At 57.6% G+C, this 12,350-nt stretch carries 13 protein-coding genes and 1 tRNA gene; 2 read left to right on the top strand and 12 right to left on the bottom strand.

What is annotated here, in order from left to right:
- Position 1: 1 nt before the first annotated feature.
- On the bottom strand, positions 2 to 991 hold the full coding sequence (locus tag ACK41U_RS00135) for a complex I NDUFA9 subunit family protein (RefSeq protein WP_409674238.1): 990 nt from the start codon (positions 989 to 991) through the stop codon (positions 2 to 4).
- 225 nt (positions 992 to 1,216) lie between these two features.
- Here ACK41U_RS00135 and ACK41U_RS00130 point away from each other — a divergent pair.
- Positions 1,217 to 1,301, top strand: a tRNA-Leu gene (locus tag ACK41U_RS00130).
- Between the two features lie 276 nt (positions 1,302 to 1,577).
- Here ACK41U_RS00130 and ACK41U_RS00125 read toward each other — a convergent pair.
- The 11 genes from ACK41U_RS00125 to ACK41U_RS00075 all read right to left on the bottom strand — a co-directional run bounded on the left by ACK41U_RS00125 (position 1,578) and on the right by ACK41U_RS00075 (position 11,321).
- Entirely contained in the window at positions 1,578 to 2,063 is a 486-nt protein-coding gene (locus ACK41U_RS00125; protein ID WP_409674236.1) for a DUF4411 family protein, read from the bottom strand.
- Positions 2,063 to 3,316, bottom strand: a complete 1,254-nt coding sequence (locus ACK41U_RS00120; protein ID WP_409674234.1) for an ImmA/IrrE family metallo-endopeptidase — start codon at positions 3,314 to 3,316, stop codon at positions 2,063 to 2,065. The genes ACK41U_RS00125 and ACK41U_RS00120 overlap by 1 nt, the downstream gene beginning before the upstream one ends.
- 153 nt (positions 3,317 to 3,469) lie before the next feature.
- On the bottom strand, positions 3,470 to 4,042 hold the full coding sequence (locus tag ACK41U_RS00115) for a hypothetical protein (protein ID WP_409674232.1): 573 nt from the start codon (positions 4,040 to 4,042) through the stop codon (positions 3,470 to 3,472).
- Between the two features lie 315 nt (positions 4,043 to 4,357).
- Complete coding sequence (locus ACK41U_RS00110; RefSeq protein WP_409674230.1) at positions 4,358 to 5,467, bottom strand: hypothetical protein; 1,110 nt, start codon at positions 5,465 to 5,467, stop codon at positions 4,358 to 4,360.
- 193 nt (positions 5,468 to 5,660) lie between these two features.
- Positions 5,661 to 7,202, bottom strand: coding sequence for a hypothetical protein (locus ACK41U_RS00105; protein WP_409674228.1), 1,542 nt, complete (start codon positions 7,200 to 7,202; stop codon positions 5,661 to 5,663).
- 288 nt (positions 7,203 to 7,490) lie between these two features.
- Positions 7,491 to 7,712 carry a hypothetical protein gene (locus tag ACK41U_RS00100; protein ID WP_409674226.1) on the bottom strand — a complete coding sequence of 74 codons (222 nt, stop codon included), beginning with the start codon at positions 7,710 to 7,712 and terminating at the stop codon, positions 7,491 to 7,493.
- 421 nt (positions 7,713 to 8,133) lie between these two features.
- The gene (locus ACK41U_RS00095) at positions 8,134 to 8,655 is read right to left on the bottom strand and encodes a hypothetical protein (protein ID WP_409674224.1); all 522 of its coding nucleotides are present in this window, start codon (positions 8,653 to 8,655) and stop codon (positions 8,134 to 8,136) included.
- Positions 8,645 to 8,959 (bottom strand): hypothetical protein, encoded by a 315-nt coding sequence (locus tag ACK41U_RS00090; protein ID WP_409674222.1) that lies wholly within the window; start codon positions 8,957 to 8,959, stop codon positions 8,645 to 8,647. Before ACK41U_RS00090 ends, ACK41U_RS00095 begins: the two co-directional genes overlap by 11 nt.
- A 94-nt stretch (positions 8,960 to 9,053) precedes the next feature.
- A complete protein-coding gene (locus ACK41U_RS00085) occupies positions 9,054 to 9,290 on the bottom strand; it encodes a helix-turn-helix transcriptional regulator (RefSeq protein ID WP_409674220.1) in 237 nt (78 codons plus the stop codon).
- A gap of 106 nt (positions 9,291 to 9,396) precedes the next feature.
- Positions 9,397 to 10,131: a hypothetical protein gene (locus ACK41U_RS00080; RefSeq protein WP_409674218.1), complete on the bottom strand. Its 735-nt coding sequence runs from the start codon at positions 10,129 to 10,131 to the stop codon at positions 9,397 to 9,399.
- Positions 10,128 to 11,321 (bottom strand): tyrosine-type recombinase/integrase, encoded by a 1,194-nt coding sequence (locus ACK41U_RS00075; RefSeq protein ID WP_409674216.1) that lies wholly within the window; start codon positions 11,319 to 11,321, stop codon positions 10,128 to 10,130. The genes ACK41U_RS00080 and ACK41U_RS00075 overlap by 4 nt, the downstream gene beginning before the upstream one ends.
- Before the next feature lie 353 nt (positions 11,322 to 11,674).
- Here ACK41U_RS00075 and ACK41U_RS00070 point away from each other — a divergent pair, with 353 nt between their 5' ends.
- Positions 11,675 to 12,289 carry a ribonuclease D gene (locus ACK41U_RS00070; protein ID WP_409674214.1) on the top strand — a complete coding sequence of 205 codons (615 nt, stop codon included), beginning with the start codon at positions 11,675 to 11,677 and terminating at the stop codon, positions 12,287 to 12,289.
- The last annotated feature ends 61 nt before the right edge of the window (positions 12,290 to 12,350 follow it).

Raw genomic sequence — 12,350 nt, 5'->3', positions numbered from 1 at the left:
CTTATTGCTGGCCGCGCAGGTTCTTGGCCGACTGGCTGGCGGCGTTGAACTGTCCCGAGGGGCGGAAACGCCAGAGATATTCGTCGATCACCGCCTCGGCGGCGACAGGCTCGATCCCCAGATCCTTCAGCCCCCTGGCGTCCGGCGAGGCGATATTGTCGCTTGTCAGCAGCAAAAGCTGATCGCGGCTGAGGATGCGGTTGGTGAACAGCCCGCCGGTCAGCATCTGCACGCCGTCCAGCATCGTGGCGCCGATCCGCGCGATGGGGGTGGGCACCGGCAGCACCAGCTTGCGCCGCGCGGTTGCCGTCAGCACCTGCCCGACGATCTGGCGCATGGTCAGCACATCGGGCCCGCCCAGCTCATAGATGCCCGGCGCGGCCTCGCCCGTGGCGCCTTTGGCGGCGGCCATGGCGACATCCTCGACATAGACCGGCTGCATGCGGACCTTGCCCCCCAGCAGCGGCATGAACGGCCCGGCCTTGGTCAGCCCGGCAAGGCGGTTGTAGAAATTGTCCCCCGGCCCGAAAATCACCGAGGGGCGCAGCACCACCGCATCGGGGCGCGCGGCCAGAACGGCGGCCTCGCCACGCGATTTCGCGGCGACATAGCGGCTTTTGGACTGTGGGTCGACGCCCATCCCCGAGATATGAACCAGCCGCGCCACGCCCATCTCGGCCGAGAGGCGGGCGACCATTTCGGCGCCCGCTTCAAACACGCTGTGGAAATTGCTTCTGCCCTCGGGGGTCAGGATGTTGACGCAATTGACGGCGGCGTCTGCACCCGACAGGGCCGCACGGACCGAAGCCTCGTCGCGGATATTGCACATGACCGGTACGACCTGACCCACCGCGCCGTAGGTGCGTGTGAACAGCGCCTCGTCCGGGCGCCGGACGGCGATGCGCACGCGCCAGCCGTCGCGGGCCATCAGGCGGGCCACCTGCCTGCCAACAAACCCCGATCCGCCAAAGACCGTGACCAGTTTCGCCATGGCGCCTGCCTCCTTCATCCTGCCGATGTCATCCGCGACCATTACCCAAACCGCGCCCCTGCGGCAAGGCGGCGTCGCGCGCCACGGACGCCCTGTGGCGATGCCCGCGCCATCCCGCCGCGCCGGTCGTCGCGGGTCAGGATGTCTGACAGAAGTTTCAAAAAACTTTCACGCCCCCCATTGACGCCCCCCGCGGCTGCATTTAATCAGCCGCTCAGACCACCTGCCCAGGTGGCGGAATTGGTAGACGCGCACGGTTCAGGTCCGTGTGCCGCAAGGCGTGGAGGTTCGAGTCCTCTCCTGGGCACCAGTAGCTGGCAAGAAGCCGTGCAACTTCAATTGGTTGCGCGGCTTCTGTCTTTTTGATCCACCTTTCTGTCCACCTGCGGGCGCAAATGTGGTGATCCGGCCATGACTTCGCGGCAGGGCGATGCGAGCGGGGTTAGCACTGGGATCAGTGCAACTGGTTGCAATCGAACCTGATTCGCTGTTGCTCGCGGAACGTGTGTAAGGCCCGCAATATGGTTGCGGCGCTGGCGTGTTTGGCGGGGCAGGTGGCGCAAATGTAGCTCATAGTAGCGATAGGTCATCCGATCCTGAAATCGGCCTCCCGGTAGAAGCCGAAGTCATTTAGCCAAAGCACTCCGCAGGAATCACACACATTCGGCACCTTCCGGTTGGCGCGCTGCGCCGTTGGCTTGGAGTTCTCCTTTGTCACGACCCTGCGATCCGTCTTGCCGAGGGCATAGGCGACGAGGAAAGGGTCCTTTCCGACCTTCTGCATTTCTATCGCGTCCAGATCGGGGGCATAGCCATTCGCGACCACATGCCGGAGGGATGCCACGTCAACGCGCTCGCGAAGGCGTAGCGCATTCTTGGCGTCTTCACTCTTTAGCCAATCGGCAACCTCGTCCCGCCCGGCGGTCACCTCGTCCGCAATCTCGTTCGGAATCTTCACGCGCCCGGCTTGCCCGCATTCAATGAGCCACTCCCAGAACTGCGGGATACGCTCAATTGGATAATAATCGGCGTTCGCCCGGATCAGCGTGTTGGCATCAAGGAGGTAGAGCACTAGGTTGCCTTCCTCCTTGGGGCCCCATTGCCAAGTCCCGTGACGCTGGACAGCAGGGTTTCAACCGCACCGGGGCGAACCCCGAGAACCTTTGCGGCTGTGGTATGCGTCACGGCTTCGGCCCGAAGCCCATGCCCGACAAACCGCAAAAGGGCATCTCCTAGCCTATGTCGCCGGACGATGTAGTAATTCGGGCCGCTTTCGCTGTTGCGATTTTTCTCTTTCTCACGAGTGCGCTGGCGTTGCCATTGCTCGCCAAGGATGCGGACAACTTCGCCATAGGTCTCGGCATCTGTTTTCCGCTCTCTCCAAAGCCGATAGGCTGCCATCGCTTTGCTGACGTGCCATTGCTGGCATAGAGATTCCACCTCCTGCAAGACGGCATCGGCAGTCGCCATCTTGCGCACCTGTGCCAATGCCTGATCCGGCAAAAGCACCTCTCCTGCCACATCGTTGCAGAACCGTTCAATGCGAGCGTTAGGTGTGTGCGGCTCACGAATTGCCGGAAGACCGCTGATGCCAGTGCTGCCGACAAATATATGGACCAACTCGTGAATCAGGGTAAAGGACCATGCCGCCTTGGCGTCTTGGTCGTTGATGACGACCATGGGCGCGAGATCGTCGGCAACGGCGAAGCCACGAAACACCTTCGGAGAAATCGCGGTATGATGGCTGCCTAGGTCGCCAAGCAGTATAACGAAGACGCGCAGGGCCTCCGTTCTGCGCCGTAGTTCTGCAAAGAGGTCCTGCGGTTGCCGCATCCCCCTCCGAAAACTGCGGTCATCTTTGATTTCTAGCGCGGCCTTGATCTGTTTGGCGGCCTGCTCAATCGGCGTGCTGACGGCAAGCGTGCCCACAAAGCTGACGCGTTCCGCGTCTTCCTCGTCTTCCATCATGTCGTGCAAGATGCTCTGCCGGGCTCGAACATCCCGCACGAGCGCATCCAGCCATGCAGCTTCTTGTCGCGCGACAGGTGCTCTCATGGTTCGAAAGTCCTCGCCCCGATCTGCCGGGCGAGGTGGCTCTGCCATGTAGAGAGAGAGAAGCGGACGATGGTATGCTGTGGCCATTTTCGCAAGCTGTGCCTCGGAGGGCGCGCGCTGGCCGGTCTCCATTGCTTCCAGCTTTTCGGCTGCCGTGCCGCGCGCGCTAGAGGTCAAGCCGATCTTGTGCGCGGCCTCCTCTATGGAGAGCCCCGCCGTCTCGCGTGCCCATACAAGGACCGCAGGATTGATCGCTTCCGCAACTGTCATACGTTCGCCATGGCATTCGCCGTACTGCTAAACCTCATCTGTCACCAGATGGGCATGAACTTCCAGAAAAAGAGTTGAGGGACCAAAAATTGTTGCCCGGCTCGCGGCGATGTGAGTCTGCCATGCAACGCATCCCGTTTGTTTGCAGGCTCATCAGGCCGGGTTCGGTGCAACTGGTTGCAAATAGTCAGCACCCCAGTGTCGATACCAGTCAGCGCGTCCCCCAGTCGTATTGGGCGTGTCGGAAGATGTAAGCATTCCCTTGGGAGCTAAGTAGCTCTGGATCGTACGCTTCGGCACTTCATGCCATGCAATGTTGAATGCGCAGAGGCGGGAAAAGAAGAACATTTCTGAGTACGGCAGATGGTCATGTATCCACCAAGCCAGCGCGCGCCAGTCTTCGCCCGCTGCGTAGCGATCAGTGAACCACGGAATGATGACGCAAGCTGTAGCCCCCATTTTTCCGTTTTTGTCCCGGACGTCCCAAATGTGTCGAGCATGATTTCGCTCGTTGCTGGCACATCCGAAGCCCTTCCGGTGCCCAAGATCATTGATGGTAGCTGATCGGTAGGCCGAGCGGATGGCGATGCGCCCGAAGGTATCTTGAAGCGGTTCCAGCAGTTCCTCGCACAGGCGTTTCCCGGCTTGGATGGCGAGTTCCGGATCGGAGGGCAGGTTGGGGATGCCTTCAAATTGGCTGATCTCGCTGTGCAGAAAGTCGCGCATGAAGAACGTTTTTGAGAGCCGCTCCCTGCCGAAGTTCTCTATATCCCGGATCGTCCTAAATGAAGCAGTGTACATGATGGCTTCTAGTTTTAGCGTGCATGGGGGCGGTCCGACCATCTCAGTGCGAATGCAGAAAAGCGGTCGGCTTGCATTGATTGTATATTTGGAAGCTCGGGCTGAGAACCAACCGGCGCCCAAGCCAGATGCTCAAGCAGAAAATCCTCACCGCTCGAAAAAACGCACCCGATCATATTGGCCTCCAAGACAAAGCTTGGTTAATCAGATATGCCTGAGCAAACCAGATGGCGGTCGCCACTATTCGGATGGAAATCCCGCCGTAGCAGCTAGCGCCTCCAGCGCGTCAAGTATGGCTTGATCGCGTTCCTGTTGCTGCCGCAATAGCTGGTCAATACGATGCAGTAGCGCTGTGTTCGTATCGACAGTTGCGCCGATAGCATCGGCGACTGTTTCGGACGCGACCTCTTGGACCGTTCGAGCGTTGGAGAGGTCCTCAGTAAGCGAGATTCTTAGCCGGTTTATGTCACCTAGAACACTGGCGAGAGCAGTGTCCATGGCCGCCGTGTCTTGTGGCACGCGTCGAAACTCTGTGTAAGCTATTTGGCCCACCGAAATAACAACAGCTAGTGCGCCTACAATAATTGCGGCCTTCGCAGCCCTGCTGTTGTTTCTTGCCTCAATAGAGAACTTATTCAAGAATTCCGCTGCGGCAACTTCAAGCCCATGCATTTTTTGTAGCGCCGCCTCCCCAAAGCTAATGAGGTTGTCGAGGCGCGCGTTCATATCAGCGAGGTGCTGATTGCTTTTATATGTTGGATTTTCTGGGTTTGGAGGCAACCTAACCAACGGCGGAGGCGCAAAAATAGTAGTTGGTCTTGAACCATAGGCTCGTTCCAAGTCTTCATTCTGCTTTAGTAGGCCTTGCGTTAGGCTGCGCAACCCGCGATTGCCGGTGCCCATAATATCCCCCAGCCTAGACCTGTGACCTGAGAACGTCTCGCGATACCTTTCACTTTCCCTAGAATTCTGCTCATTCAGAGATTTCATGAGAAATTCGCTATCCGACTGATCATCTTTTTTGGTTAGTATCTCATCAGGCTTCTCAGCATAAACTGTGTTGCGTTTGAGAAACTCTCGTGAGAATTCTTCGATATCAACCATAGAAAACTTCGACATGTCGTCATCAGATGGCTCGGCATCAATTTCTCCATCCCCTACATCTTTGTGGCGCGAGCATACTACACGCATCAAATCCTTTACGCCTTCCACATAATCCTGCCGACCTTCCTCGAAGAACTCCTCAATTGACACCATGGCATTAATTGAATACGGGCCTACCTCCCAGCTTCCGTTTGATTCTGATTTGAAGACCCATGGCTCAAATAGGGTGGCAATATCTATGGGCATTTTCTACTGGCTCTTTCACCGATTGCTCAAAAAATAATATGGTCACCGAGACGGCAACACCAGACGACATGCAAAAGCTTCCAGAGATCCGAAAATCTCGTGCTCGCGCCGCACCTCAGCAAACGCCCCAGTCTACCATACCAAATCCACAGACTTGAGGACATTACTATTGTTCAGCTACTTCGGAAACGCGTTAAAATGTATGAGTCTTTCCTAGCAGAAGAATTTCCGCCCTATCCGGAGGCGCAGCGTTGATCTGCTCGCAGTCCTCCGTTCCTGCCTCGTAGACAAAACCCTGATGTGCAAACTCATTCAGCACCTCGACCGAACGGACACCGGGTAACGGATGACCCAGCAACGGTCCGAAACAGACACCTAAACGAATGACAGCCGAATAGATTTCCGGAGTGATACGGCGCTGGGGCAGGACCACTCGCAGAATGGAGCCGCTTAGGGTGATGGATTTAGGCTGCCAGTTGTAAAGCAACTCCTCAGTCTGCGCGACCACCTCCGCAGGTGCCTGCCGGGCGCGCTGAGGGGCCAAGGGGGCGGGTGCACGCTCGCGCTCGGAATAGTGCACCACGCGCTCAATATAGGTGCTGTTGTCCGGCATCAGGGCGGCTAGAAGGCGGTACCCAGCCAGATTTCCTTCAATGTCGGCGGCAGGTATCGGCCTGACCAATGCAAGCGCGCGGGCCTCGGCTTCCGCACGGAGAGCGGCAATGTCTTCAGGGTCGCGATCAGCTAGAACCTGAAACTGCCCCTGCGCTTGCGACCATTCACGTTGGTCGATCAAGCTCATAACTCGGGCAGCGAGACGTTCGTGAAGCTCCCGCCGCTCGACAGGGTCCATTTGCCTTTCTGCTGCAACCGCTGCCACTTCTCCAGCGGCGAGAGATGTGGCGGAATCGGAAGTGAGCAGCGCAGCCGGTTCGTTGCGCTCAACAGCGCTTGGGTCACGCGCTCCCACTAGGCCCAAGCCGACTATTCCGACCCAGACGACCAGAAAGGCATTGAAGGGCCTACTGCCCAGTCCAAGCCTCGGGAGCGGGCGAAACACTGCGATACCCGCAGCAACGACCACAGCAAGCACAAAGATAAGACCGGCGCTGGGATCGAGATTTACAATCAAGCTCGCAACTATAGGTAGGCCCAGCGCTAATCCCAGTATCTGCGAAATCCTCCGCGCGGGCCTGCCATTTGCAGTTGAACCGAGGGTGCCATTGGCATCCCTGTTTACCTCAACTTCCCCTTTTTGCACCTCCGCATTTGGGACGTCTGCGGCAAGGCTACAATCCATTGCATGGGTGCGGTTGGGCTGCTCCGCAAGCTCCTTCAGGATACGAGAGCCTTTGGCATCTGGGTCAAAGCGCCCATCAAGCACCATAGGTTTCGTCAGCTTGCGAAAAGCCCGTGGCGACATCGCTCCGAGAAATCGCTTCCCATCCTTGAACTGGCAGGCAAACCTAACTTCGGAACGTTTCCCAGCAAAGCCCGCGATCAAGCCCAGAGGGCCAGCGACCACTGCGCCAGCAACAGCCCAGCCAAGTGTCCTCCCAATGGTGCGCTCCGTCTCGCTATCAATCAGTTCGATAATCTTGATGTCTGCGAGCGGGTATTTGACCTGCTTCCAGACGGATTTCGTTCCCTTAGGGCTGAGATTGACCGACCCAAAAGCAACACGGCTTTCCTTCGTAGCTTCAAAATCACCCATCAGGGTTTCAAAAGCAGCCATGGTGCGTCCTTGTTCCCTGTCTTCTCGGACAGTGTGTCGTTATATAACCCCAGCATCCGAGCATCGAAATCGCTCAACTGCCAAGGACAACCATCGAGAATTTATCTATTATTTCCCTAGAGTTAACCAATTCCCTGCGCCGGGTCAAGAAATGACTGGGTAATTCTGCTTGCACTTCTCATTGCTTGACCGGGCGGGACATTGATCGCCGGACTGCAAAGTGTGCTTGGACTTGCACTGCTGAAGCAGGGCACGTTGAGTGCCACTGCTGGTGCAACCGGTTGCAACTCAGTTCAGGCGCGCTGACAGCAAGCCGTACGCCAGCGCCAGTGGCCACAGGAGAATGAACGTGCCCTTGGCGACAAGCAGCGCGACATCACTCCGGGCGTCGGCTTCGATCAGGTCTTTGCGCAATTCTTCGGGTTGGTCTGACGCTGGGCCGGAGATGACGATGCGATGCCACCAGAACAGGCCGAGGGCAAGGTGGGCGATGGCGAGGAATGCGGTCATAGGGGTATTCTCCATGTCAGGGGGGTAGATGCCTCTGCCCGGCGCTCTGCACAGTCAGGGTTCGCGTTCTAAGGATTGTGCAGAGGGGAGGGCAGCCGAGTTTTTGTCCGCATCCGACGCGCGCAGTGGAATGAGGAAGGATCATTCCCTTACGTGCACTGCGGGTGCGCCAGTTTGGCACCCCTCCAGTCTCACAGTGATACCGGCATTGTTCGCGTCGCGAATTGGGCGCCGCCTTCGGCGGGCGGTGCCTGTGCGGCACCGCGAGTAGTGTTTTTTGTATTCAAAGTCCTCATTTTTTTGAGCGCGAGAGGGCACAGCCAATCCCACCCCCACGTGGTAGATAAGGATGTCATCAAATCTGCGACGTGCGGCACACGGAAACGGGGCCAAAGGTCCCTATATTTGATACGTCCTGTCATCATTTTGATGACGTGCGTTTCTGATACGTCGTCATTTTGATGACAGTGCTGTCTTCATTCTGATGACGGGCTTTTTTCTTCCCGTTGTTCCCAGCCGTGTTGGCGATCTGTGCTTTCGTGACAGGGTAGTCATTGCCGGAGGACCAGTTCTTGTAGAGCTTCCGGCCTGACGCCGCGCCCGGCATGGCGAGTTCCGTAATTTCATAGGAGGGTGACTTGCCTTCACCTCCAACGCCTAGGCGCGCTCCCTCCGTAATGCATATAAAGCCCTTTGCCTGAAGGTCGTGAAATGCATTCGACGCCGTATTGATTGCGCAACCCATGCATTTCGCAGCGTCTCTTACAGACAGGCGGATTTTGCCATTGTTGTTACCCTTGGGACCGCTCCATTCTAAAAGAAGCCAAGGATAAAGAGCTTGGGCGACCCGCGGCAGCGCCTTCCACGCTTCTGTGCGCATCGTGTTAAGGTGCAGTTTTGTCCATTTTTCTTGCCGGTTCTCGTTCTTTCGGTCACGCCCCATTTTTGTTCTCCCCAACATAGATAGCTTCGGAAAGCACGAGATGCCGAGCGTGCTTTCCGGAATGAGGCTCCATCTCCGTATGGATGTCGACACCACGCTTGCGAAGCCGGAAGATGCTGGATGCCCAGCGTGGAGCGGAGTTGTCAAAGAACGTGCAACCAGTTGCACCTGCGGAAATCAGCCTATCCAATACATCGCGTTCCCGGTTGCACGGGAGTGAGGCCATAGAGGATTTATTATCTTTGTCATCGGGATTGCGCGCAATATAGTGCTGCACCCCATGGCGATACTTACCATAGGTCATTATGCGTTTCCTCTTGGAAGGCGCAGGGTGTCGGGATACTATCTCAATGAACTGTCAGAGACTGCCCCGTCCAGCCCCGCGCTGGTCGGGGCTTCTAATTGGACGTGGCTTTCGCGCGAAGATCGGAAAGGTGCTGTTCCAGCACTTCGACCTCCCAAAAAGTGCGTCCGCCAATACGGACCGGCTCCGGGATCAGGCCCTGCTGAAGCCAACGCCATAGGGTGGACGTACCGACGCCGTAATATTCAGCGGCGTCGCGGACAGAGGCGAGTTTTTTCTGTGATAGATGGGACGGCATAACATGCTCCTGATTCTTCTTATCTAGGATCATGTTGAATCATGGTGTCCTGCATGTAAAATGTATCTAACATTCGTTTGCCCCAAACGTTAGAAAGCTATCTATTGGAGCGAAATGGATTGGGAGAGGAGTTTATGGTTTAGGTGTCTCCGAGGAAATCGGAAATGGAGTCATTCCTAACGGCTCGCCTCGTCCGGGCTGTCAGGTTGTTGATCTCATTATGGGGGCGCTTATCTTTTTCTTCTATAAGAATTTCTTGCACTAACTCGGTCAGGTTAACGTGCGGCAGTGTTTCGACTAGCGTTATGTGACCCGCCAACCGTCTTTCTTCCTCAAGTTTTTTGGCGACCTTATTAAGTATGCGGTTCTCTACGGCGCACAAACGCCTCCTCTTCCGGGCGTTCCCATGCCGTCCCCTTTTTCCGCCGTTGGATGACTCTTGTCCGCTTCGGGCATTTTTTAAGCCATTGTCACGGAGAGATGCTTCGGTCCCGTGGGCGCCTGCCTGCCATGCCGAATTGAGGATTCTGCGACCAATTTCCTGATATTCCTTCGGAAGCTGCGCAAGATTTTTCTCGGCAGCAACCAGATATTTTAGCGCGTCACGGGCGATGTTTCCCACCGAGGACGGGACAGTTCCACCCTTTCCAAGCAGCGACTCCAGCTTTTGGCGTGTGTCAGTAAATCGGTCTGTGCCGGGGGGAAGCCTATTTCTTACGGACTGCGCGCGCCCGTCGAGGATGAACTCTACCCGGGTTTCGAAGCCCATTGCATCCATCAGGACATCCTCATGCGCCTTATCGTTCGGGGTTTCTGGGGCGTGCGAGGCCGCTTTTGCAACCGGTTGCACCGATGGAGAGGAAGTCTTGCTCATTGTGCGCTCGCTAGCTGAAGGAGTTTTCCTGATTTCCCCGTGACATGATCCGCCCAGCGCATTGACAGGGCTCTGCGCTGTTCAAGGTAGTCTGTTCGGCGATACGCTCTTTCAACGGCACTGCCGACAGAATGGGCAAGCATCGTTTCCGCAACTTCGTGCGGTGCGTCGGTTGCTTCAGCTAGCCACACGCGCAGGCTGGTTCGGAAACCGTGAGGGCGAGCTACCATCTCCTGACGTTCCATATAGCGCGCCATCGTCGCGTCAGAGATCACACCTTTTCGCACACTGGGGAACAGGAACCCGTCGCGGACGAAGCGTCGAGCCTGTTCGATGACTTCCAGCGCTTCTGGCACCAGAGGAACGCGGAAATCCGGCGTGGTGTCTCGGCGACCCTTCATACTCTCGCCGGGGATGGTCCATACATTCCCTTCTATCTGGCTCTCATGCAGGTGCCGCAGCGGCCCGGAACGAACGCCGGTCAAGATCAGCAGCCTAAGTGCCAGATGCGTTACGCTGCCATCGTTGAGGCTAGCGTAGAAAGCGGGGACATCCTGCCATGGGAGGGCAGGGATGTTCGCGGCCTTGTGACGAGGTTTGCCAAGGAGCGCGCGGGCCTTCTCGGGCGCTTGCAGATCGACCGGTAAGCCCAAGGCAGCGGCGTGCTTCATACAGATGCCGATGCGGTTGAGCGCCTTGCGCGCAGTCTCGGCCTTAACATGCCAGATGGGAGCTAAGGTATCGCGGATGTCGATCTGATCTATTTCCGCGACGGGAACTTTCCCCAATGTTGGCAGGACATGAATTTCCAGAGGGCTAAACCATCGTCCCGGAATGCCGTCGCCCTTCAACTCGGCCTTCCGGCTCTCGAATGCGTCTTGGGCAATGTCCTTGAAGAGGTGCAAGTTACGCGCTGCCTCACGTCGCTGGCGCTCACGGTCTTTGATGGGGTCAACGTTCTCTCGCACTTTTGCGCGGGCTTCCTCAGCCTTACGGCGTGCTTCTGCTAGGCTCACGGCTGGGAAAGAGCCAAGACCCATCTCCCTGCGCCGACCGTGGACGGTGATTCTGAGAAACCACTGTGCTCCGCCATCGAAGCGCTTGAAAAGCCACAGTCCGCCGCCGTCAGAATGTTTGCCCGGAGCCGCCGCAGCAACGCCTTTGGCCGTGAGTTTGTTGGTAGCACGCATCGTCGGTCAATCCACCCTTCTATCCACCTTTGAGTATAGGATGACATGGGGGGAGATGATATTCGATAGTGCGGAATGAGACATCAAAACTCTTCTACTTCAAAAGGTAATGGCTCTCCTTGAGACAGCATAGGAGCGGGCGGGATTAGGGTTCCTTGCATCTCCTGGGCACCACTATAAAAAGCCTCCGAAGCAGCAGCTTCGGGGGCTTTTTGCTGTGTCGGGCGGCGTTTGCCCGGTCTGCCGCCGCGTCGGGCCGGATTTTCGCTGGAACGGCGCCCCGGTTTCTGGTCAGAGGGGGGCGAAAGCAGGGGGCCGCCGCCCCTTGCGCCAAGTCCGAGGCAGAGCAGGCGATGAGCATCCATCTTTACCCCAATGACCTACCCGACGATCTGGACCTTGGGTCCGTCGTCGCCATCGACACCGAAACGATGGGGCTGGACCCGCGCCGCGACCGTCTGTGCCTTGTCCAGATGTCGGCAGGCGATGGCGAGGCGCATCTGGTCCAGATCGACCGTGGCCAGACCGAGGCGCCGAATCTGACGAAGCTGCTGACCGATCCCAAGGTGCTGAAGCTGTTCCATTTCGGGCGCTTTGACGTGGCGGCGCTAGAAAATGCGTTTGGGGTGGTGACCTCGCCCGTGTGGTGCACCAAGATCGCCTCGCGGCTGGTGCGCACCTTTACCGACCGGCACGGGCTGAAATATCTGTTGCAGGAACTGGTCGGCGTCGATGTCAGCAAGCAGCAGCAGACCAGTGACTGGGGCGCCGCGGATCTGACCGATGCGCAGCTGGAATATGCCGCATCCGACGTGCTGCATCTGCACAAGCTGAAAGAGGCGCTGGAAGAGCGGCTGAAGCGCGAGAACCGGCTGGGGCTGGCGCAGGCGTGTTTTGACTTTCTGCCCGCGCGTGCCCATCTGGATCTGCTGGGCTGGAGCGACGAGAGCGATATTTTCCGGCACTGAGTTTGTCGGCACTGGCGCCGGAGGGTGGTGGACCTTGCCGGGGGCGGTGACCGGGGGCGCT

Origin of the sequence: Paracoccus sp. (in: a-proteobacteria) (assembly GCF_046289755.1) — a bacterium.
Lineage (GTDB): Bacteria > Pseudomonadota > Alphaproteobacteria > Rhodobacterales > Rhodobacteraceae > Paracoccus.
This window is presented reverse-complemented; position numbering and strand designations above follow the sequence as displayed.